This is a genomic window from Mesotoga sp. (assembly GCF_035363035.1).
Classification (GTDB): domain Bacteria; phylum Thermotogota; class Thermotogae; order Petrotogales; family Kosmotogaceae; genus Mesotoga.
Genome location: NZ_DAOSEH010000024.1, coordinates 1 through 21,096 on the forward strand (window position 1 = coordinate 1; position 21,096 = coordinate 21,096).

A 21,096-nucleotide genomic window follows, 5' to 3' on the forward strand; every position below is an offset into this window, starting at 1 on the left:
GCTCGATTACGAAGAGGTGAGATAGAGCGATGAAGATCGATGTGCTGACGATATTTCCCGATCTTTTCGAAACGGTTCTAAAGTGGGGAGTGATCTCCAGAGCCATCGAGAGCGGGCTGATCGAATTCAGCGCGGTCGATCTCCGGAATTTTACGGACGATCGCCACAGAACGACGGACGATTATCCCTTCGGCGGCGGGAGCGGCCTGGTGATGAAGGCCGATCCTATCCTAAGGGCGGTTGACACTCTGAGGACCGACGGTCCAGCCCCTTATGTGATATACACATCACCGCAGGGCGAGATCTTCGACAACGCCAGGGCTAGAGACCTAAGCAAGAAAGAGAGGCTGTTGTTCATCTGCGGCAGGTACGAAGGGATAGATGAAAGGGCTATGTCCATCGTTGACGAAGAACTCTCGATAGGCGATTTCGTTCTGAGCGGCGGAGAGATCCCGGTGCTGTTGATGGTCGAGGCCCTCTCCAGGTTTGTTCCAGGTGTCGTGGGAGATATGGAATCGGTTGTTAACGATTCCTTTTACAGGGATCTTCTGGATCACTCTCACTACACCCGGCCAAGAAACGTCAGGGGGCTCGAGGTACCGGATGTTCTCTTGAGCGGCGATCACGAAAAGATAGAGATATTCAGAAGGAAAGAAAGTCTTGAGAGAACCATGGAAAGACGACCCGATATCTTTTTGAAACACGAACTGGACCTGTACGACAAAAAGGCAATCCTCTCGCTTTTTGAGGAGTTGAGAAAGAATGTTGAATAACATATACCTGGCTTTGATGCACTACCCGGTTCTCGGTAGACACGCGAATATAGTCTCCAGCGCCGTAACCAATCTCGATATTCACGATATATCGAGAACGTGCAGGACTTACAACATCAAAGGGTACTATGTGGTGAGCAACCTTCCCGCGCAGCGGGAGATAGTGGACAATGTTCTTAGTTACTGGCTGGAAGAGTTTGGCAGAGAGTACAATCCAAGCAGGAGTGAAGCTTTAACCGTTGTGAGGAAGGCCTCCTATCTCGAAGATGTTATTGAAGATATAGAGAGTGTCGAAGGCGTCAGACCACACCTGGTTTTCACTTCGGCCAAGAGAGGCCCCGACAGACTTTCCTATGGCGAAATGTCAGGGCTGCTGAGGACTTCGGAGATTCCCCATCTCCTTCTCTTCGGAACCAGCTGGGGATTACCCGAAGAGATTTTGAAACTATGCAAGTTCGCTCTTGAACCGATCCGCGCTAATTCCGATTTCAACCATCTTTCGGTTCGTGCGGCGGTGGCTGTTATACTGGATAGACTTATAGGTGAAGATACAGAAAAAAGGAGGGATTAAACATGGATCAGTACATAAGATCTCTGGAAAATGAATTTATGAGGCAAGACCTTCCCGAAATCGGCCCGGGTGACACCGTAAGGGTTAGTGTAAGAATAAAGGAAGGAAATAAAGAGAGGGTACAGGCTTTCGAAGGAATTGTCATGGGAATAAGGGGCAGCGGAACGGGAAAATCTTTCACTGTCAGAAGAGTTGGAGCGGCGGGTGTGGGAGTCGAAAGAATCTTCCCGTTCACCAGTCCTTCTCTAGAAAAGGTCGAAGTCCTCAGAAAGGGTAAAGTCAGAAGAGCGAAGATATACTACATAAGAAATGTGAAGGGTAAGGTAAAGATAAAAGAGAAAAGGGACTGAAGTCCTGTGGCTTCCGTGAAATCGGAGAAGACTTCTGGTAAAAAGGGATCGCGCTTTCTTCACGAAATCAAAGAGTGGGGAAAGGCGATCCTTTATGCCGTGGTCTTCGGTACAATAATTCGTTTGTTCGTCTTTGAAACCATGCTCGTGCCGACGGGGTCGATGATCCCAACGATTAACCCGCCCGCCAGGCTTTTTGTGGAGAAGATAACTTACTCATACAGAGAACCAGATTACGGCGATATAGTGGTCTTCTGGACGCCTTACGTGGATATCGAATCGCAGAAATATCTGAGAGGATTCGACAAGTTCATGGATTTCTTCTCCCCGGCGGAGTTCAAGGGCCATGTGAAATACGTCAAAAGGCTCGTCGGAAAGCCTGGCGACATCCTAGAACTGCGTAGAGCCCCGGATTATACGGCGTCCCGGCCGGTTTACCAGCTATACGTGAACGGAGAGGTTCCGCCAAAACTGGAAAACAGGAGATACGTGAAAGAGGGTATATTCAACGATACCAGATTTTATTTCGGCCTGGCCCATCCCGACGATGCTTCGGTGAGGTTCTCTCTCTATTACAGATTGTTTCAGGCGTATAAAGGACTGATAGAATACACCGAATACTACGACTCCGTACTCGCTCCGCTCGGTATGGAGACGTACATAAAGACCGATCCCGAAACCGGTTCTATTCTGGTGACCGTGCCCGAAGGATTCCGGTTCATGATGGGCGACAACTCGACGGAGAGTTTCGATAGCAGGTATTTCGGCTTTGTGCCGGAAAGGGCAATTGTAGGCAGTCCTATGCTGACCATATGGCCGCTGGAGGATTTCGGTCCGCTAAAAAAATAACCGGGATACTCCCGGTTACTGGCGGAGGCGGTGGGACTCGAACCCACAAGGGGCGTCAACCCCACCGATTTTCAAGACCGGCTCCTTAGCCAATTAGGATACGCCTCCACTGTGCGATTATAACTCTTTGTCTTCATACATTCAAGGGGCGATGGATCGTGAGAGATGTTCAGAATGAGAGAGATAGACGAAACATAAGAATAAACATGGTCGGTATCAAATCAATCAAATACCCGATAATAGTTATGGACAGGGCGTTTGGCAATCAGCATACAGTAGGAACCTTCGACCTGTTCGTGGACCTTCCAAAGGATTTCCGGGGGACCCACATGTCCAGGTTCGTAGAGGTTCTCGAGAGGCACCACAAGAAAATTACTCCGAAGAACATGGAGTCTATTCTCGAGGATATGCGACAGGCTTTGAACGCCGATGTTGCCCATATAGAAGTCGAGTTCCCGTATTTCATGAGAAAAAAAGCCCCGGTTAGCAACAGCGAAAGCTTCAGCTCTTTCGTCTGCTCCTTCATATCTAGGAAGGACGGCGACTTCGATTTCGTTCTACGCGTTCGCGTACCAGTAATGACGGTCTGTCCCTGTTCGAAAGAGATAAGCGAGAGGGGCGCCCACAACCAGAGGGCAGAAGTGACGGTTTCTGTAAGGATGAACTCTTTGATATGGATAGAAGAGATAATCGATATTGTCGAAACCTCGGCCAGCGCACCGACATATTCGCTCCTCAAAAGGGAAGATGAGAAGTTCATAACTGAACACTCTTACGATAATCCGAGGTTTGTGGAGGATCTTTCCAGAGAAGTCGTTCTCAAACTAAACAAGGACTCGCGTGTTGACTGGTATAGAGTCGAGGTTCTCAGTCAGGAATCGATTCATAACCACGAGGCTTATGCCTGTATTGAGAAGGGCTCCAGATGAATCTTGGGGAATCTTTTTCTAGCGACACTTGCGAAAGGTTTCAACGGCTGGTAGATTTGTTGATCTCTTCTCCCCACAATTTGACCTCCGTGAGGGACCGGGAGAGGGCTATGGTGGCACACATCGAAGATTCCCTGTTGGCCTTCGAAGGCTACAAGCTAGAAGGGAGCTATATCGATATCGGCAGCGGGGGGGGGATTCCCGGACTGGTTCTCGCGATAGCCTTTCCAGAAACCAGGTGGGTACTTGTCGATTCAATCGCGAAAAAAGTGAGGGAAATTGAGAGGTTTTCATCGACGCTTTCCCTGTCTAACGTAACGGCCGTGACCTCGAGGATCGAGGAGTATCCGAAAGGGATCGATAGGTTCGACGGCGCCGTCATGAGGGCTGTGGCGAGGAGCGATGCGGCGCTGGAACTGGCAGCCCCGCTTGTTGAAAACGGAGGTCTGATACACCTGTACAAAGGACCGGGTTGGAAAGATGAAGAGCGCTATGCTTTCGTGGCCTCGGCCAAATTGGGATTGCAGCTTCAGGACGAGAGGAATTACAGACTTTCGGACGGCTCCTCCAGGAAACTCGTAACCTTCAAGAAGGTCTCCGAAACTCCGAAAGGCTTCCCGAGGAGGTCCGGTATGGCATCAAAATTCCCCCTGGGAGAGAAGTGATGGATTCGGAATATGGAAGACTTTACCTGGTAGGTACTCCAATAGGGAACCTGGAGGACATAACTCTCCGTGCCCTGAGAGTGCTTGGAGAGGTGGAGCTGGTTATTGCCGAGGACACCAGAAGGGCATCGAATCTCATGAGTGCCCTTGAATTGAAGCGTAGAGAGATAATCTCCTTCAACATGCATAACCAGTCCCGACGCATACCGGCACTTCTCGCCCGCCTTAAAAACGGTGACAAAATAGCCCTGGTGAGCGATGCCGGAATGCCTGTTATATCCGACCCCGGTGCAACGCTGGTCAGAATCTGCCGCGAGAACTGTATCGAAGTGGACGTGGTACCCGGTCCGAGCGCTGTCACGACGGCCGTCGCCCTGAGCGGCTTCCCGGGTACGAATTTCACCTTCGTGGGCTTTCTTCCCAGAGGGAAGAACCGGCGAAGGCTTTTCAGAAAAATCTCCGCAGGGACGTTCGAAGAGAGCTTGATCGTTTTCTTCGAATCGCCGTACAGACTTTTGGAGACGTTGAGAGATCTGCTGGAGATACTTGGCGACAGAGATATCTTCGTTGCCAGAGAGATGACCAAGAAGTTTCAGCAATCCCTCAACGGAAAAATCTCCGAGATAATAGCCCATTTCGCCTCGAGCGAACCTGTTGGAGAGTTGACGGTTGTAGTTTCCGGAAGGAGCGGTGAAGATGATAGAGATGCTTAGGAACTTTATCTCTCTGACACCGGCGATAATCGTTGCCATTCTCACTCACGAGTATTCGCATTACTATCTGGCACGCTATTTCGACAGAACGAGAACCGAGTGGAGCAGACCGGGCTTCATAAGAAGGATTGATCCCGTCGGCCTGCTGATGTACTATCTCTTCAAGTTCGGTTGGTCTAGACCCTATCCCGTTAACTACTGGAAACTTAGAAAGCTCGGCTACTCGAAGGCGATATTGACCGCCCTTTCCGGTTCTCTTGGTAACTTCGTCGTCGGTCTCCTGGCCGGCCTGATCTTCTATCTTTCCGGCCTTCACAGGTATTCCACTCTGATGCCCGACTACCTTAGCAGCTACCCGTTGAGTTATTTCGCCGACGTGATCTACTGGATAATGTTCATCGATCTAAGCACTGCCTTCTTCAACCTTTTGCCCATACCGCCTCTGGACGGTGCCAACATCATCGCGGTGATCGTTCCGGAAAACTATGTGAACTGGCTCGTGAAGTACGAGCTGTACGGCATACTTGTCCTCCTGGTGCTTTCTCTAATCGGCGTGATCCAGCTCGTCATGTGGCCCGTTACACAGTTCATTCAGATTCTTTCCTGGCTCATAGTGTAGCATCTTTCGAGTGTGACTCCAGCCTTCTGCTTATCAACTCGACGGCCTCCTGAAGGGCCTCTTCGAGATCGCCATCGTACTTGAGCGTGAAGCCAGCGGCCCTGGGGTGTCCACCTCCTCCAAATGCCACGGCAACAGAACTGACGTCGAAATAGCTCTTCGAACGTAACGACACGTGCGCCTCGCCTCCGACGGATTCCGAAGCAAAAAGGGCGACTTCCACGCTCGCTATGGATCTCAAATCACCCACGAAACCACCGAAATCATCCTCCCCCAGAGAGTACCTCTCGAAATCTTCGACCCTGAGATAAGAGTAAGCGAACCTGTCGTTCGAAAGCAGCCTGAGATTGTCTATAGCGTCTCTCTCGAGAAAAAACTCTTCCAGCCTTCGAGTCTCGAGAATGGCGGTGGCTACCAGACATGGATCTGCACCGAGTTTTACGAGTTCGGCTGCGGCTTCGAACACTGTACTGTTGGTATTGGAATATCGGAAAAAACCCGTATCGGTTGCTATTCCAAGATAGTTCATCAGTGCCAGGTCACCGTCGTAAGAGACTTCCATCAACTTCAAGAGATCGAAGATCATCTGTGCGGTAGATGAATAGGAAGGCTCGACCCAGCAGAGATTGGCGAAGCGGGTGTTGGTCGCGTGGTGATCAATAAGAATCGAAGGCATTCCATAACGAAGTAACCTTTCGAACCTTCCGATCCTGTCTGGCGAAGATGCATCAACGATAACCAGTAAATCGGAATTTTCTAACTGAGTCGAATAACGGGAATAATCGATGATCCTTTCCACACGGGGAAAAGGTGAAAAGATTGATGGAATCTTCCAGTCGATTGCCATGGTCGTCTTCTTTCCCAATTTTTCCAGTCCCATTGAGAGTGATACAACCGAAGATACGCAATCTCCGTCCGGCATTATATGTCCGCAGACCAGTATATTTTGAGCCTGCAGCAACTTCGAGAAAACCGCGTTCATAGTTCTATTCATGACCGATCTCCTTCAAAACTTCCAGCGCCTTGCCAACAACGTCACTGAACCTGTGCCTTATCCTGTTGGCCGTTCCTACAACATCGTCGTGCGACAATTTCTCTTTTAGAATTCCCGAAGCCATATTCGTTATACATGAGAGAGCCAGAATCTTCATCCGGCAGTGGTTGGCGGCTATCACCTCCGGCACCGTTGACATACCGACCATATCGGCTCCAAGAAACTCGAACGATCTGATCTCCGAGGGACTCTCGTAGGACGGTCCGAGTGCCCAGATATAAGTGCCCTCTTTCAATTCTCGTCCATCCTGTGAAAGTCTTTCCCTGAGCCCTGAAAGCCATTTAAAGTCCATCACGGACGACATGTCCGGAAACCTGACACCGAACCTGTCATCGTTCGGTCCTATCAGCGGGTTTCTAAATCCGAGATTTATTATGTCTTTTATCGCTACGATGTCTCCGGGCGAATAGGTTCTGTTGATGCCTCCGGAAGCGTTGGTTATCAGAAGGCGCTCGATGCCCATCTCTTTGAAAAGATAAATGGGCGATACGACATCCTTGATTTCGTGACCTTCGTAGAAGTGAAACCGTCCTTCCATAGCAACCGAGGGAATATCGTGAAAGCTACCAAAAACAAACCTTCCCGAGTGCCCCTTCACTGTTGAAACTGGAAAGCCCTGTATCTTCGAGTAATCGACACTTACGCCACCCTGAAACTCGCCAGTAAGGTAGCCGAGTCCCGACCCGAGAATGAGAGCAACCTCCGGCTTCACTCCAACCTCCTTGATCATGGAACTCGCTGCTTCGAAATAATTAAACATCGACAACCTCCGGAATCAAACCTTATCGTACAGAGTTATTATATAATAATGAGAGCATCATGAAATCTACGGGTGATAACGTTTTTTTACCGAGGTTTCCGCTCCAGTTTCGATTTCCAGATTCAACGAGAAAGGAGGAAATCTTTTGACACACGACGAGGTTTTTGACAGGGTAAAGACCATAATAGCCGAAAAACTCGGTGTTGAAGAGGATGAAATAGCGCTTGATTCCGATTTGACCGAGGACCTTGGAGCCGATTCCCTGGATCTGGTCGATCTGGTTATGGCTTTTGAAGATGAGTTCAATTTTAAAGTCGAAGATGAACAGATCGAGAACATCTCCACCGTTGGAGATATAGTTGAGCAGATAAGTAAGGGTCTCAAAGTTGAAGGATGAATTATCACGGGGAGCCACCGCTCCCCGTTGCTCCAGAGGTGATTTGAATCTATAGAGAATTCAAGGTGGACAACGGTAATTACTACGAGAGACTGGACAGGTTCTTGAGAAATGTTCTGAATGACCTGAAGCTCTCTTCAATATACAAACTTCTCAGAAAAGGGAACGTTAAAGTAAACGGGAAACGGGTGAAGGATGAATCCCACAGGCTTTCCTTAGGAGATGTCCTGCAGGTTTATTACCTGGGTGACTCATCAAAGATGAAAAGGCTGGAAGAGACCAGAGAACTGGTTCCCCAAAAGATTCCGCTCGATATTCTCTACGAAGACGATACCACTATAGCGATAGACAAGCCGGCCGGTATCTCGGTGCACCCGGGAAAGGGAATACAGATTATAACCCTGATTGAAGGTTTGCTGGCCTACGGAAGAGAAAAGGGGTTCGAACCTCATCCCGTCCACAGGTTAGACAAGCACACCTCCGGCGTTATCCTGTTTGCGAAGTCCCCTGCCTCGGCCAGGGAGATTTCAAGATTGTTCAGAGAACACGAAGTCGAGAAGATATACCTCACGCTGGTTAAAGGCTGTCCACAAATCGAGAGCGCGAGACTAGAATCCCTGAACGAAGGGATCCTCGAAGTGCTTGAGTACTCACTCGAGAAGCGCTATAGAGAAGTGTCGTTACTCAAGGTTCGCCTTCACACAGGAAAGAAGCACCAGATCAGGCGTCAGATGGCTCAAATCAACTGCCCCGTCGCCGGAGACGATGTTTACGGTGATAGGACCTTCAACAGGAACTTCAAAAAGGCAAGCGGCTTGAAAAGGTATTTTCTGCACTGCCAGCACCTCGGATTCACGTGTAGTTCTGGATTGAAGATCGCTGTAGATTCAGAACTTCCAGAGGATCTCCTGAAGGTTCTGGCGTCAATCGAATGAGAGTACGATCGCTCCTGATACTCTGGCTTCTCGTCTCTATCTCTCTCTTCGCGCAGGTCGAAACGAAAATAAGAAACGAGATAAGGGCCGCCAACGACGAGTTGATAGAGATATACGGTTTTCAGGTAAGGTACAACCTGACAATATTGACGGGACAGGGCCACGAACAGCCGGCTGCGATAGATGATAACGGAATGTATCAGATCTTCCTTTATACTTCTAACTTCAGAGATGGGGTGGCACGGCACGAACTGGCACATGTCTATTTCTTCGAATATTTAAGAAAGATAGGCTCGAGCCCTGAAACGATACCATTGTGGTATCATGAGTTGATTGCCGAGGGCTTTCAGAATCTGCGTTCCCGGTCGGGGAGACCCCCGCTCAGATCTGGATTTTTCGACTTCACAGTTTCTATAAAGAATTATCCACCAGAGAAAGACAGATCTGTCTTCTACGGTGCGGTCGAAAGCTTTGCCGGTTTTCTGCTTTCGAGGTTCGATTACGAAAACCTGCTGCACCTGGTCGATGAGTTCTCCTCGAGTGGTGATATGAACTCGTCTTTCAAAGCGATTTTTGGATCCAGTCTGGACAACCTGATCATTAAATGGAGAGTGCTATTTCTATTGCCTTACTCTCCATTTCTGGTCGGTGTTGTAATATTTCTTTATCTTCTGATCGGGAGGAGGGAAAGATATTGGCGGCAGTTCCCCTTAGACCCACTAAACCCAGAAAGTCTGAAAAGAGGAGAAAGCGGAGAGATCGATCAAAAGTCGTAAAACAACTCACCGGAAGATTGATTTTGCTGGCTGCTCTAATGGGTATAATGATAGCCGTACTGTACATTCCATGGAGATTCAGATTCGACAGAGGATATGTCAAAACCGCCCTGGTTACCGAAAGCACTGTCGAAGGCGTCGATTCTCTGAGGTTGATCCCAGCGAACGAGTTGAAGTCGCGTCCATCGGAAATCGGTATTTCAGTTATATTCGTCGATCTGAAGGATCACTGGTCGCTTCTTCCGGAGATTCTCCCCCTCCAGAGACCTATTGTATTGACCGGTATTTCTCCCTATACCGCCGTGCAACTGGCCGAGATGCTTGACAGTCATTCGGCGTACACCGGATATATGGAGTTCGATGAGCGAGGCGAGTACGTCAAAGAGGTATTGAAGTTGCGAAGGGAGAAATCACTGGTCTTCAGGGTGCACAACCTGAAGAAAAAGGAATACCCTAATTACGATGTTCAGGCAGCCGTCGTGAGATATATCAGGGCCGTTCGCGAGAGAAGCATCGACATGCTGCTGTTCTTAAAACCGGAAAACGACTTCGCCTACGAGGATTTTGTAAGACAGGTGGACGATAAACTTGGAGAGCTGAACCTTCTTCAGAGTTCGGTGACCTCTCCCAGAGCGGGTAATTCCAGGTTTTTCATTCTTTCTACAGCTTTCATTTTCTTTCTGGTAGCCTCCCTCAGCCCCTTCCTGGCACTGGTGGTCCTGCCGTTATGGATATTCTTCCCTTCTATCGGACTGCCTCTGGGAGCGATATCGGGTCACTTCGCCATATATTACTATCTATCGAGGACTGTCAGAGATACTGTGAGAGGAATCCTGTTGTTTTTTGTGTTTTCGCTTTTCCTGGGATTGTCGATCAACTCTTCTATGCTATCGCCGGCTTATCAAAATGGCCTTGAACTCTTCCGTGGAGTAAAACTATCCCTCGTAGCCCTCCCTGGATGGCTATTCCTGAGAGGTTTCTTGCGAAGTGTAAAACAAAAGATAAGTGGAGCAGATCTCACGGTTCTTTGCCTGGTAGCTGTCGGAGCTGTATACTACATACTGAGAAGCGGGAATTTTTCGTTAGTGCTGGATCTGGAAAGACGGTTCAGAGATGTTCTGGATAGCCTGTTACTTGTAAGACCGCGTTTCAAAGAAATTCTGGCATACCCGCTTCTGGCTATTTCGATAAAGAACGGTTTCAAGTTCGAGGGAAAGCTTGGACCGTTGATAGTTGCCGGTGGTTCCATATCGGTCGTTTCAGTCGTTAATACTTTTTGCCACGCTACTGTTCCTCTCTGGACAGGTCTGCTGAGGAGTCTATACTCGGTGGCTTTTGGAGTATTGTTCACGCTGGCGCTCAACTGGTTTTCGAAGAAAAGCGGCAGCAATGTGAAAGAACTGGAAGGATCTTTGAACGTAGAAAGCAGAGAAGAGTCTAAATAACATCTTGAGTGAGGAGGGATTTAACATGAAAAAAGCGCTGCTGGTTTCATTTTTGATAGTCATGGCAGTTGTTTCCTTTGGAGTGGTAACGTACGATCTACAGAAGGTGATAATCGTTCCCGAAAAACCTCAGGGTACTCTCGAGGTTACGATTTGGCTTGACCGGGACAACGGATCTCTATATTACTCCGGCGAGGAAGTGAAAACGTACTTCAAAGTCAACAAAGACGCTTATGTGGCTATATATGACATAACTCCCAACGGAGAAATACAGTTGATCTTCCCCAACGGTTACGATAGAGACAATTTCGTCAGGGCAAATAGAAATTACACCCTTCCAACCGATAGCGCATCGACACGCTATAGATTGCAGCTGACGAGCGAAACTGGCGGAGGAAAGGAGATCTTCCAGATAGTGGCATCGACACAGCCACTGGGTTTTCTCGACGATCTCCTCAAGAAGGTTCAGAGCGGCGATATCTTCCCGAAAGCCAGCTCCAGTGCAGATGATTTCGTTGTTTCAAAGGTCATACCGGTCATCGACAAGCAGGAATACGCAGTTTCTACTGCCTGGTTCTACCTGGATATAATGCCGAACAAGGGATACGCCAGAATAACGACCACGCCTTCCGGCGCCATTCTGTACGTCGATGGAAAGAACATCGGAACGAGCCCGATCACTCTGGAACTGGACGAAGGCAACCATATAGTGACGGCTTACAGAGACGGTTACAAGACTGAAACGAGACAGTTCACCATCAGCGCCGGTAGAACTGTGGACATCAGGATCGATCTTCAGAAGCTGGTCAGCAACTACCAGCTGTCCATCGCAACGAATCCTTCGAGTGCCGACGTATATATCGACAACAGGTACGTGGGTCGCAGTCCGCTCAATCTGACGCTCGAAGAGGGAACCAAGAGTTTGCGGATCGAGAGGTCCGGTTACGAGACTTATTACGAGACCTTCCTGCTCGATCGTTCTCTTTCCAAGAACATAACCCTCAAGAAGATCGCCACCAATTATCAGCTTTCTCTCATAACCAATCCTTCGGGTGCAGATGTCTATATCGACAACACGTACATGGGTCGCAGCCCGCTCAACCTGACGCTCGAAGAGGGAACCAAGAATCTGCGGATCGAGAGGTCCGGTTACGAGACTTATTACGAGACCTTCGTACTCGACCGTTCCCTTTCCAAGAACATAACTCTCAAGGCGATCGTCACCAATTACCAGCTCTCGCTGATAACGAACCCTTCGAGCGCCGACGTATATATCGACAACACATACATGGGGCGCAGCCCGCTGAACCTGACACTTTCGGAAGGGACCAAGAACCTGCGGATCGAGAAGTCGGGTTACGAAACCTATTACGAGACCTTGCTGCTGGACCGTTCAATATCCAAGAGCATAACGCTTTCCCCGCAAATCAAGACCTACAAGCTATCGATTTCGAGTTCTCCTTCGAACGCCAGAGTCTATATCAACGGTACTTACGAAGGCATGACCCCGATAGCTTTGACGTTGAAAGAGGGAACATACACGGTTCAGCTTACGCTCGACGGCTACGAAGACTTCGTGACATCTGTCAATCTGGATAGAGATAGACAGGTGACCGCAACGCTCTACAGCAAGAAGGCCAGACTTTCGATCGAAACCGATCCCTCCAACGCTACCATCTATGTTGACAACTCATATGTCGGAAGATCTCCTATAACCATAGATCTAGATGCAGGAAGACACACGGTCAAGATCGAAAAGGCCGGCTATCTAACCGAGACCAGAGACGTAAATCTGAGCGCCGGTACAACATCGTCGCTGAAGGTAGTTATGCAGGAAGAGAAACCGGTCGCGAGAATAAACATAACATCAGATCCCAAGAACGCCAGGATCTTTATAAACGGTAAGGACTACGGAAGAACCGACCGCATTGTCGAGCTGGAACCCGGGTACTACGAAATAATAATCGTTCTTGAAGGTTATAGGGTGTCGATCACTTATCGCTACTTCGGAAAGGGAGATCACAACCTTTCATTTAATCTGACTAAAATCGATTGAGATCTCGATCGATATCCAGAAATAACCGGGGCTATTTAGCCCCGGTTATTTTTTTCAGTGCATTCTCTCCGATATCGATCCACTCGCCGGGTTTCATAGACTCCGGGAGTGAAAGACCGCCGATTCGGCTTCTGTGAAGTGCCCGCACCTCGTTTCCCGAAGCCTTTACAAGCCTTTTGATTTCGTGGAAACGTCCTTCGGTAAGTGTTATCTCGATCGAACTCTCTCCCATAACCCTAACCCTCACAGGTTTCGAAAACTCCCCACGACCTATGAGCAGACCACCACTCATGGCTTCGATCTGTTCAGGTGTTAGCGGCTTCACCGTCTGGACAAGATACTCCTTTTCGATCGCTTTTCTCGGAGAGATAACATGGTGTACGAACTGACCGTCGTTCGACAGTAAAGTCAACCCGGTGGAATCCCTGTCGAGTCTTCCGGCAACGGAGAGGTCGTGCGAAAACCTTTCCTTTACAAGATCGAAAACGCTCGGCCCCTCCGATTTCTCTCTGGAACAGACATAGCCGGCCGGCTTGTTCATCATGATATAAATCATTCCGAAAACGACCACTCTCTTTCCATCGAGTACAACACTGGCATTCTCTTCCACGTGAAGAGAGGGATCACGCACAATCATGCCATCAACGGAGACTTTTCCGCTCTTTATCAACGATCTACTGCAACTCCTACTAAGTCCTTCAAACTCTGAAATAAAGCGATCTATTCTCATAAATAGATTCTACACCAGTATTTCTTACATAACCAGGCGTTTGCTAAACCAGGGTAACGCGGTCAATGGTATAATCTTTACAAAAGAAAAAAGAGAGGGTGGATTCCTTATGAGAAAGGAGTGGCTTCTGCTTAAGCCCGACGATGAATCTGTGAAGAGACTCGTCGAGTTTCTGGGAATAGACACTTTTTTGGCCAGGTTGCTTGTTACAAGGGGCATAAAAGACGAAATCGAAGCTATGAAGTTCCTGAACCCCGACAAAACTATCCTGCACGATCCTTTTATACTCCAGGACATGACGGTTGCCGTCAGGACCATTATCGGCGCGAGAGACAGAGACGAGAGTATCGTGATCTTCGGTGATTACGATGTGGACGGTGTTACCAGCACCGCATTGCTTTATCTGGCGATGAAGAGAATGGGCTTCAACGTCAGCTATTACATACCGCTGAGACTCGAGGAGGGTTACGGTCTCAGCAGAGACGCGCTAAAAGATCTCCGTGACAGGGGTCACAGTCTCCTCATAACTGTCGATTGTGGAGTTACGTCGTTCGGTGAAATAGAGTACGCTAGAGAGATAGGATTCGACGTGGTCGTCACCGACCATCACGAGGTGAAGGATATCCTTCCTCCTGCGAACGCGGTGATCAATCCCAAGAGACCGGACGACTCTTATCCCTTCAAGGGACTGGCCGGTGTAGGAGTTGCCTTCAAACTTCTGGTGGCGTTGAACGAAACGTTGCGCTGCCCTATCAATCCCGAAGACTATCTAGACATAGTCGCCCTTGGAACTATAGCCGACATTGTACCGCTACGCGACGAGAACAGGTACATAGTGAGAGAAGGAACGGCGAAGATACAGAGTAGCCCTCTACTGGGGTTGAAAGCGCTCCTATCGTATCTGAGAATTCCTTCGGAAAACCTGACGGCACAGGATATTGCCTTCAAAATCGCACCCAAGCTCAACGCAGCCGGTAGAATGGATTCGGCCATAGTCGCGCTGGAGTTACTGATAAGCGAGGATATGGATTCTGCGATGAATACGGCCAGCAGACTCCTGAAACACAATCAGAACCGCCAGACGATCGAGGCCAAGATTTTTGAACAGACTTCCAAAGATCTGGAGATAAACCATCGAATGAGCAACGATTTCGCACTCGTCATCGATGGTGACAGCTGGCATCTGGGAGTACTGGGCATAGTTGCTTCAAGACTTGTCTCTATACACAACAAACCGGTCTTTCTCATTTCCACCAACGGACAGGACGGAAAGGGATCGGCCAGGAGTCCTTCGGGAGTCAGCATAATCAGCCTGTTGAACGAAGTCTCCTCTCTGCTCAGGGAGTTCGGCGGTCATGAAATGGCGGCCGGCTTCAGCATAGACAAAGAAAACATTCCAGAGTTTCGCAAGGCTATAAACGAGGCTTATATAAGGCAATACGGAAGGAAATTACCGGTCTTTAAGATAGATGTGGACGACGTATTGTCCCTCGATTCGATAACTCCCCACGTACTGGACAAGCTCGAGATTCTCAGACCGTTTGGACATTCGAATCCCGAGCCCAAGTTTCTGATAAAAGGGTTGAACATAGAAAAGGCCAAGACCTTCGGGAACGGAAGCGATCACGTGAAGATGGTCCTTCGATCGGGCGATAGAAAAACGCTGGCAATAGGCTACAACATGAGTTCCATGTTCGACGACTTCAAATACGTAAAACCCAATCTTTTGAAGGTGGACGCCGTCGCCTCGATAAAGAGTGACAACCTTTACGGACTTCAAAGTGTGAAGCTCTCGCTTTCCGATGTCAATCTGTACATAGACCCCGTCTTCGAAGAGGAAGTAAGGGACAAAAATTTCGTCTTCGAATTCATAAGGGACTGGAAGAATCAACAACCGGCTTCCCAGGTGAAGAACGACGTCTCGGCCTTGATTTCCGAACTCGAGAAGAAGCTCTCGCACAAATGCCCGGAATTCATGGATGTAAGCTCTAAGAGTCCCTGGGGTGCCTTCGGCAATATACGTTTGAAGAACCCCTTCCTTGCCCTCAGGATACTAAAAAACTACCAGAAAGGCTTGAAGACCTTCATAGTTTCGGCGATCAACGGAACGCTCGCGCACACTTACTACTCTCTACAGCATTACCTCGATGCGATCAAACCAGTATTTGCCAATTCTCTGTACAGGGGGAATCTCGAAGAGAGCGTGATCTTCGTTACCCTTCCCTTCTTCGTCGAAAACTTCGCGAAGATCTCGGAAACTGCCGGAGAGATTATATTCGACGAGCCAACCTACATTATCTCGGGTATATTCAAGGGACATCCCGACCTCGACAGCTTTCTGGGCTTGATAGATTCGGTCATAGACATATCGGGCTTCACCGGAAGCGTGTATTACGATGATCTCAAAGACTTCCTGGCCGACAGGAGAATCTCCCACGTGTATAAGCCCAACCCCATCAAAAAGGTAGGCATCATAGACAACAGGGGCTCCCGGAAAAAGGTCGAGCAAGTCATGTCTATCGTCGGTCATGGAGAAAACGTGGCCGTTATCGTCGATTCTCCACACAAGACGGTCACGCTGGCCAAATCGATGGGTTCGAGGCTTTCTCACGCCCTTCAAAACGGTGAGCTGATATTCTACAACTATATGTTGAAGGACTTCCAGAGATCGGTGATCTACTCGCTGGTCGAAAGGCAGAAGATAAGGGTTCTGATCACCACGCCCTCCAGCGACGGACTGGGAGTCACGCTGGGAAACTCCAACATCGTATTTTACAGCGCTCCGAGAAACTTTCTGGAGGTCCTCGATTCCGTCTCAACAAGGCCGGGTGAAGACTCCGAACTTTTCTTGAACCTCTCGTTCAACAAAAGCGATCTCCTCTCGAACACCAGCGAAATGGACAGGCTTTTCCCCACTATCGAAGAACTGGAAGCCGTCTATCAGGATTTGAAGGACGTGCTCCCCGCTCCCGAAAGAGATATAAGAAAGGCTTTGAGCTTCGAGGACGGGATCTCCAAGGTCTATCTTTCGATTCTGGAAGAGATGAACCTGCTGAATTACGATGGCAATGTGTGGTACAGCAGTTCGAATGGAGAACTGGATACTACTCTGGTCAAAAAAACCCTTAGATACAGAGAGGGTATAGCCGAAAAGAGAATGACGCGCTGGTTTGCCACAAAGCTTTCGACTATGACCACCAGGGGACTTTTGCGCAGTCTTACCAATTCCGAAGAGGTGCTGAGAGTTGGTTGAGACAGCGTGTCTGGACATCCTGCTTTTAATGCCTCTGGGAGCCGTTCTTCCTTCCATGAAAGCGTTGAGAGAAGCGGGAGTTGCCGCCAAACTCTTTCCCACCCCGCCGCAACGTTTTCCGGGCTGTTCAATATCTATTGCCATTTCTTCTGGCGATTTGGAATGTTGCCTCGAGGTTCTGGAGAGAAATGGTCTGGACCCGCTTTCAATAGCTCACTGCCATTCAAATCCCGTGAGAGAGTTTTATGAAGATACTGGGAATTGACTTCGGCACTGTGAGAATCGGTCTGGCGATCCAAATAGAAGGTATCGAGATTCCACTCGAGACGATAGAACACAGGGATTATCGCAAAAGCCTGAAGGAAATCTTCTCTCAAAGAGAGATAGATCTAACGGTCATAGGGCTGCCACTTTCTATGTCGGGTCGGTTCAACCAGCTGGCGATGAAAGTCGTTGCATTCGCCGAAAAAGTGAAAAAGATATTTCCGGGTAGGGTGATATTGACCGACGAAAGACTCACAACGAAATCCTCCGAAAGGATCGCAAAAGACAGTGGGCTGAGTTTCTCGACCCGGCGCGATATACTGAGCGCTATGGAAATACTGAGAAACTACTCTCGCGGAACCACAGTAAACTGGGAAGTTAGGGATCTCTTTCCCGTATGTCGTAACTTTCCGCCTATAGATGCCGGAAAAAAAGCGCTACTCTACGCGCCGCTCTCTTCAAAGATAGTGGGGCTCGATTCGACAAAAGAAATGGACGTCTATGTAGAAGATCCACAGATCTATCTCTCCTTCGTAAAAAAAGGCTTCAAACCGAAAAACCTTCTTGACGATATTGACTTCTCAACTTACGATATAATAGTAATCACTGAAGGTGATGAGCTGCCCGCTTCTAGCATCGAGCCGGCAGACAATTGTGCCGTGTACATGTGCTCGTGGCTCAACGGATAGAGCGCTGGACTCCGGATCCAGAGACTGTGGGTTCAAATCCCACCGAGCACGCCATAGAACAGCGATATTCGAGAAATTATCAGGAACCGTCTCTCCGGGAGTCCGCCCGAGACTACGTCAATAGGATTGCTATTGTCGGTTACTATCGACCGCAGAAGATGGGCTTTTTCTGTTTTTTCTTTCAAAGACGGCGAGAAGGTAAGAGAGAAAAACCCCCAGCGCCACTCCTGGAATCAGCAACGATAAACGCGTAGCTTCACCGGTCCTGGTGAGAAGGTCGGGAATGGAACCAATCATCAGGCCGAGCAAAAATGAGAAAGTCTCGTTTTGACGTTTTTTCATCAACGACTTCAGAAGTTTGCTTATGAAAACTATCCCCCCAACAACTCCCAGTCCTATGAAAAGTATTATCAACAGGTCGCGGTCGTTGAGGGCCGATATTGCCCTTGAGTACTCACCCATCAAGAGCAGCACGAAGGCCCCGCTGAGTCCGGGGAGAACCATGGCCGCCGCACCCACGAATCCGGCGAGCAAATCGTACAGAAAGGCTGTAAGAGAATGGGTCAGGAGTGCATCGTCCCCGGGTCTGGCTCCGGAAAAGGCCATAGTCAGCACCAGGACCGCACCGACCGCGAAACATATAGCCGAGGCGGGGGTGAACTTCTTTATATTTTTCAGCACTACCGGGATACTTCCCACCACAAGCCCGCAGAAGATTCCGTACATCAACGAAGGGACATTTGTAAGAGACAGCTCGATGAGACCGGAAAAGGCGAGCAGTCCAATAATTATCCCGGCGAAGAGCTGTACAAGGAACATAAGCTGCTTCTTTTCGAATTTGAATTCGGAAAGAGAAGCGACAGCACCAACAAACCTCTCGTAAAGACCTCCGAGCAGCACAACAGTGCCGCCGCTGACTCCCGGTATGAGATTTGCAAGACCCATGATGACTCCGATCGTAATCACATAGAACATACTCCACCTCCGAGATAGAAAGATTATATAACCTTCAACTGCCAGTTTGAAGCTATGAAGTGATTTTATTACTGCTATATTTTGTCGGAATATGTTATAATGTTGACAAATAATACCCACTTTGGAGGGATCGAATTGGATTTACTCGATATAAAGGAATTGAGAGCCACACTCAGAGAAGATGGAAAGGAGATCTTGAAAGGAGTCAATCTAAAAGTCAGGGCCGGCGAGCTTCACGCAATAATGGGTCCCAATGGGAGTGGGAAGTCCACTCTGGCAAATGTGGTGATGGGAAACCCCAAATACGAAATCACGTCCGGCAAAATTCGCTTTAAGAACAAAACTATCAACGATCTCTCCGTCGATCAAAGGGCCAGGCTGGGTATATTCATGTCCTTTCAGTATCCTCAGGAGATAAGCGGGATTCGACTTCGCAGTTTCTTGATGTCGGCCTCACACAACCTGAAAAATGACGAGTCGATCTTGAAGAAGAGCAGAGAACTCGAAAAGCTGGCCGACGAGATAGGCATAAGCAGAGAGTTCATAGACAGGTATCTCAACCTCGGCTTCTCCGGCGGAGAGAAGAAGAAGACAGAGATCATGCAGATGCATTTTTTAAAACCCGTTCTGGCAATCCTCGACGAGATCGACTCAGGTCTCGATGTAGATGCCATTAGGTCCATAGCCGCTTCTATAAAAAGTTTCAAGTCCCCGGAAAACGGCGTGATCCTTATAACCCATTACGAGAGACTCCTAGAGTATATCGAGCCCGATTATGTTCACATATACGTGGACGGTTCAATAGTCATGACAGGCGGTCCCGAACTGGCAAGAGATATTGAAGAGAGGGGCTATGAAAGGGACTGGAAAGCTTTCAGGGAGGCGTAAGTATGGATAAAGATCTCTTTCTGGACAGCTCGAGATTCGATTTCATTTCCACGACCGATTACAGCTACATAAGCCAAAAGGGGTTCGATGAGGATCTTATAAGACAGATATCGACGAATAAAGACGAGCCGGAATGGATGCTTCGGAAAAGACTGGAGTCCTTCGAAATATTCGGCCGCTCGAGAGAGCCCGGCTTCGGGGTGGGAGTGGGGGATCTAGATCTCTCAAGCATAGTCGCCTATCTAAAGCCCGGTTCCGGGCGCAACAGATCCTGGGAGGAAGTGCCGAAGGAGATAAGGGAAACCTTCGAAAAGCTCGGAATACCCGAAGCAGAAAGGAATTCTCTGGCCGGAGTTGGCGCTCAATACGATTCCGAAGTGGTCTATCAGAACATAAAAAAGAATCTCGAGGAGCTCGGGATAATTTTTCTCGACATGGAAACAGCCGTGAAAGAATATCCCGAATACGTGGAGAAATACTTCATGAAAGCTGTAACTCCCTCAGATCACAAATACGCCGCCCTTCATGGCGCCGTCTGGAGCGGAGGCTCCTTTGTGTACGTTCCGAAAAACGTTGCCGTACCTCTGCCTTTGCAGGCATACTTCAGAATGAACATGGCAAGCTCAGGGCAGTTCGAGCACACCCTGATCATCGCCGACGAAGGTTCTAACCTCCAGTTCATAGAAGGCTGTTCTGCTCCCAGATTCAATGAACTGAACCTGCATGTCGGCATGGTGGAAATCTTCGTCTTAAAGGGGGCGAAGGTCAGGTACTCAACCATACAGAACTGGTCGAAGAATACGTACAATCTCAACACAAAGCGCGCGATAGTTGAAGAAGACGGAACTATGGAGTGGATATCCGGTTCGCTCGGAAGTATGAAAACGATGCTCTATCCGGCGACCATTCTCAAAGGGAGGAGAGCCAGAGCTGAACATCTGGGTATAACTTACGCTGGCCCAGGGCAGCACATGGATACCGGTTCAAAAGTGATCCATCTGGCTCCGGAAACCAGTTCAATGGTCGACGTCAGAAGCATAAGCGTCGGCGGTGGATGGGCCTTTTACCGTGGAGCCTTAAAGATTTCTCGCCAGGCCGATAACGCGAAATCCTCGGTTCAATGTACCGCACTCATGATAGACAACGATTCCAAGTCAGACACAGTTCCGATTATAGAAGTTGAAAGCGATTCGGCCAACATCGGCCACGAAGCCAAAATAGGCAGGATAAGCGAGGAACAAGTATTCTACATGATGAGCAGGGGACTTTCCGAAACGCAGGCCAGATCGATGATCGTTAGAGGATTCATGGAACCGGTTTCCAGGGAGTTTCCGGTCGAATATGCGGTGGAGTTGAACCGTTTGATTGACCTGGAAATGGAAAGCAGTATCGGATGAGGTGCCAT

22 protein-coding genes and 2 tRNA genes are annotated in these 21,096 nt (G+C 48.8%); 19 read left to right on the forward strand and 5 right to left on the reverse strand.

Annotation, left to right across the window (positions count from 1 at the left end; all coding sequences use genetic code 11):
• The first annotated feature begins 29 nt into the window (after nt 1–29).
• From trmD to lepB, 4 genes are read left to right on the forward strand one after another with little or no spacing between them, the layout of a single operon-like run.
• A complete protein-coding gene (gene trmD, locus PKX57_RS05480; protein ID WP_472414848.1) occupies nt 30–773 on the forward strand; it encodes a tRNA (guanosine(37)-N1)-methyltransferase TrmD in 744 nt (247 codons plus the stop codon).
• Nucleotides 763–1,344, forward strand: a complete 582-nt coding sequence (locus PKX57_RS05485) for an RNA methyltransferase (RefSeq protein ID WP_470745764.1) — start codon at nt 763–765, stop codon at nt 1,342–1,344. The genes trmD and PKX57_RS05485 overlap by 11 nt, the downstream gene beginning before the upstream one ends.
• A gap of 2 nt (nt 1,345–1,346) precedes the next feature.
• Complete coding sequence (gene rplS, locus PKX57_RS05490; protein ID WP_213921386.1) at nt 1,347–1,694, forward strand: 50S ribosomal protein L19; 348 nt, start codon at nt 1,347–1,349, stop codon at nt 1,692–1,694.
• Between the two features lie 15 nt (nt 1,695–1,709).
• A complete protein-coding gene (lepB, locus tag PKX57_RS05495) occupies nt 1,710–2,543 on the forward strand; it encodes a signal peptidase I (protein ID WP_472416337.1) in 834 nt (277 codons plus the stop codon).
• A gap of 19 nt (nt 2,544–2,562) precedes the next feature.
• On the opposite strand, the gene PKX57_RS05500 is transcribed toward lepB, so the two are convergent.
• Nucleotides 2,563–2,651, reverse strand: a tRNA-Ser gene (locus tag PKX57_RS05500).
• A gap of 50 nt (nt 2,652–2,701) precedes the next feature.
• Between PKX57_RS05500 and folE2 the strand changes: the two genes are divergently transcribed.
• Genes folE2 through PKX57_RS05520 form a run of 4 tightly spaced genes read left to right on the forward strand, consistent with a single transcriptional unit; the run spans nt 2,702 to nt 5,469 of the window.
• Nucleotides 2,702–3,472, forward strand: a complete 771-nt coding sequence (gene folE2, locus PKX57_RS05505; protein ID WP_213921384.1) for a GTP cyclohydrolase FolE2 — start codon at nt 2,702–2,704, stop codon at nt 3,470–3,472.
• Nucleotides 3,469–4,137 carry a 16S rRNA (guanine(527)-N(7))-methyltransferase RsmG gene (gene rsmG / locus PKX57_RS05510; protein ID WP_214050011.1) on the forward strand — a complete coding sequence of 223 codons (669 nt, stop codon included), beginning with the start codon at nt 3,469–3,471 and terminating at the stop codon, nt 4,135–4,137. The genes folE2 and rsmG overlap by 4 nt, the downstream gene beginning before the upstream one ends.
• Nucleotides 4,137–4,850, forward strand: coding sequence for a 16S rRNA (cytidine(1402)-2'-O)-methyltransferase (gene rsmI / locus PKX57_RS05515; RefSeq protein ID WP_213921382.1), 714 nt, complete (start codon nt 4,137–4,139; stop codon nt 4,848–4,850). Before rsmG ends, rsmI begins: the two co-directional genes overlap by 1 nt.
• Nucleotides 4,834–5,469, forward strand: coding sequence for a site-2 protease family protein (locus PKX57_RS05520; protein ID WP_213921388.1), 636 nt, complete (start codon nt 4,834–4,836; stop codon nt 5,467–5,469). The genes rsmI and PKX57_RS05520 overlap by 17 nt, the downstream gene beginning before the upstream one ends.
• On the opposite strand, the gene PKX57_RS05525 is transcribed toward PKX57_RS05520, so the two are convergent.
• Nucleotides 5,459–6,463 (reverse strand): DHH family phosphoesterase, encoded by a 1,005-nt coding sequence (locus tag PKX57_RS05525; protein WP_214048232.1) that lies wholly within the window; start codon nt 6,461–6,463, stop codon nt 5,459–5,461. The genes PKX57_RS05520 and PKX57_RS05525 overlap by 11 nt on opposite strands.
• The gene (locus PKX57_RS05530; protein WP_214050012.1) at nt 6,456–7,283 is read right to left on the reverse strand and encodes a purine-nucleoside phosphorylase; all 828 of its coding nucleotides are present in this window, start codon (nt 7,281–7,283) and stop codon (nt 6,456–6,458) included. Before PKX57_RS05530 ends, PKX57_RS05525 begins: the two co-directional genes overlap by 8 nt.
• 145 nt (nt 7,284–7,428) lie before the next feature.
• Between PKX57_RS05530 and acpP the strand changes: the two genes are divergently transcribed.
• From acpP to PKX57_RS05555, 5 genes are all read left to right on the forward strand, one after another.
• Nucleotides 7,429–7,680, forward strand: coding sequence for an acyl carrier protein (acpP, locus tag PKX57_RS05535; protein ID WP_213921379.1), 252 nt, complete (start codon nt 7,429–7,431; stop codon nt 7,678–7,680).
• 65 nt (nt 7,681–7,745) lie between these two features.
• The gene (locus tag PKX57_RS05540; RefSeq protein WP_470745766.1) at nt 7,746–8,615 is read left to right on the forward strand and encodes an RluA family pseudouridine synthase; all 870 of its coding nucleotides are present in this window, start codon (nt 7,746–7,748) and stop codon (nt 8,613–8,615) included.
• Nucleotides 8,612–9,391 carry a hypothetical protein gene (locus tag PKX57_RS05545; protein WP_213921962.1) on the forward strand — a complete coding sequence of 260 codons (780 nt, stop codon included), beginning with the start codon at nt 8,612–8,614 and terminating at the stop codon, nt 9,389–9,391. The genes PKX57_RS05540 and PKX57_RS05545 overlap by 4 nt, the downstream gene beginning before the upstream one ends.
• 17 nt (nt 9,392–9,408) lie before the next feature.
• Complete coding sequence (locus PKX57_RS05550) at nt 9,409–10,836, forward strand: DUF5693 family protein (RefSeq protein WP_472416339.1); 1,428 nt, start codon at nt 9,409–9,411, stop codon at nt 10,834–10,836.
• Nucleotides 10,837–10,861: 25 nt separating this feature from the next.
• Nucleotides 10,862–12,892: a PEGA domain-containing protein gene (locus PKX57_RS05555; RefSeq protein WP_472416341.1), complete on the forward strand. Its 2,031-nt coding sequence runs from the start codon at nt 10,862–10,864 to the stop codon at nt 12,890–12,892.
• A gap of 31 nt (nt 12,893–12,923) precedes the next feature.
• Here PKX57_RS05555 and PKX57_RS05560 read toward each other — a convergent pair whose 3' ends face one another.
• A complete protein-coding gene (locus tag PKX57_RS05560) occupies nt 12,924–13,622 on the reverse strand; it encodes a pseudouridine synthase (protein WP_472416343.1) in 699 nt (232 codons plus the stop codon).
• A gap of 109 nt (nt 13,623–13,731) precedes the next feature.
• Between PKX57_RS05560 and recJ the strand changes: the two genes are divergently transcribed.
• The 4 genes from recJ to PKX57_RS05580 all read left to right on the forward strand — a co-directional run bounded on the left by recJ (nt 13,732) and on the right by PKX57_RS05580 (nt 17,882).
• Nucleotides 13,732–16,875: a single-stranded-DNA-specific exonuclease RecJ gene (recJ, locus tag PKX57_RS05565; RefSeq protein ID WP_472416344.1), complete on the forward strand. Its 3,144-nt coding sequence runs from the start codon at nt 13,732–13,734 to the stop codon at nt 16,873–16,875.
• Nucleotides 16,868–17,140: a putative Se/S carrier protein gene (locus tag PKX57_RS05570; RefSeq protein ID WP_472416346.1), complete on the forward strand. Its 273-nt coding sequence runs from the start codon at nt 16,868–16,870 to the stop codon at nt 17,138–17,140. The genes recJ and PKX57_RS05570 overlap by 8 nt, the downstream gene beginning before the upstream one ends.
• Nucleotides 17,121–17,828 (forward strand): Holliday junction resolvase RuvX, encoded by a 708-nt coding sequence (ruvX, locus tag PKX57_RS05575; RefSeq protein ID WP_472416348.1) that lies wholly within the window; start codon nt 17,121–17,123, stop codon nt 17,826–17,828. Before PKX57_RS05570 ends, ruvX begins: the two co-directional genes overlap by 20 nt.
• Nucleotides 17,807–17,882 (forward strand) — tRNA-Arg (locus PKX57_RS05580). Before ruvX ends, PKX57_RS05580 begins: the two co-directional genes overlap by 22 nt.
• Before the next feature lie 75 nt (nt 17,883–17,957).
• Here PKX57_RS05580 and PKX57_RS05585 read toward each other — a convergent pair.
• A complete protein-coding gene (locus PKX57_RS05585) occupies nt 17,958–18,803 on the reverse strand; it encodes an undecaprenyl phosphate translocase family protein (RefSeq protein ID WP_214048719.1) in 846 nt (281 codons plus the stop codon).
• Between the two features lie 135 nt (nt 18,804–18,938).
• Between PKX57_RS05585 and sufC the strand changes: the two genes are divergently transcribed.
• Nucleotides 18,939–19,691 (forward strand): Fe-S cluster assembly ATPase SufC, encoded by a 753-nt coding sequence (gene sufC / locus PKX57_RS05590; protein ID WP_472416350.1) that lies wholly within the window; start codon nt 18,939–18,941, stop codon nt 19,689–19,691.
• 2 nt (nt 19,692–19,693) lie between these two features.
• Nucleotides 19,694–21,088: a Fe-S cluster assembly protein SufB gene (gene sufB, locus PKX57_RS05595; RefSeq protein ID WP_472416352.1), complete on the forward strand. Its 1,395-nt coding sequence runs from the start codon at nt 19,694–19,696 to the stop codon at nt 21,086–21,088.
• The last annotated feature ends 8 nt before the right edge of the window (nt 21,089–21,096 follow it).

Coding starts and splice junctions, on each gene's coding strand:
- trmD (WP_472414848.1), top strand. CDS start 30: ATGAAGATCGATGTGCTGACGATATTTCCCGATCTTTTCGAAACGGTT.
- PKX57_RS05485 (WP_470745764.1), top strand. CDS start 763: ATGTTGAATAACATATACCTGGCTTTGATGCACTACCCGGTTCTCGGT.
- rplS (WP_213921386.1), top strand. CDS start 1,347: ATGGATCAGTACATAAGATCTCTGGAAAATGAATTTATGAGGCAAGAC.
- rsmG (WP_214050011.1), top strand. CDS start 3,469: ATGAATCTTGGGGAATCTTTTTCTAGCGACACTTGCGAAAGGTTTCAA.
- rsmI (WP_213921382.1), top strand. CDS start 4,137: ATGGATTCGGAATATGGAAGACTTTACCTGGTAGGTACTCCAATAGGG.
- PKX57_RS05520 (WP_213921388.1), top strand. CDS start 4,834: ATGATAGAGATGCTTAGGAACTTTATCTCTCTGACACCGGCGATAATC.
- PKX57_RS05525 (WP_214048232.1), bottom strand. CDS start 6,463: ATGAATAGAACTATGAACGCGGTTTTCTCGAAGTTGCTGCAGGCTCAA.
- PKX57_RS05530 (WP_214050012.1), bottom strand. CDS start 7,283: ATGTTTAATTATTTCGAAGCAGCGAGTTCCATGATCAAGGAGGTTGGA.
- PKX57_RS05545 (WP_213921962.1), top strand. CDS start 8,612: ATGAGAGTACGATCGCTCCTGATACTCTGGCTTCTCGTCTCTATCTCT.
- PKX57_RS05555 (WP_472416341.1), top strand. CDS start 10,862: ATGAAAAAAGCGCTGCTGGTTTCATTTTTGATAGTCATGGCAGTTGTT.
- PKX57_RS05560 (WP_472416343.1), bottom strand. CDS start 13,622: ATGAGAATAGATCGCTTTATTTCAGAGTTTGAAGGACTTAGTAGGAGT.
- recJ (WP_472416344.1), top strand. CDS start 13,732: ATGAGAAAGGAGTGGCTTCTGCTTAAGCCCGACGATGAATCTGTGAAG.
- ruvX (WP_472416348.1), top strand. CDS start 17,121: ATGAAGATACTGGGAATTGACTTCGGCACTGTGAGAATCGGTCTGGCG.
- PKX57_RS05585 (WP_214048719.1), bottom strand. CDS start 18,803: ATGTTCTATGTGATTACGATCGGAGTCATCATGGGTCTTGCAAATCTC.
- sufB (WP_472416352.1), top strand. CDS start 19,694: ATGGATAAAGATCTCTTTCTGGACAGCTCGAGATTCGATTTCATTTCC.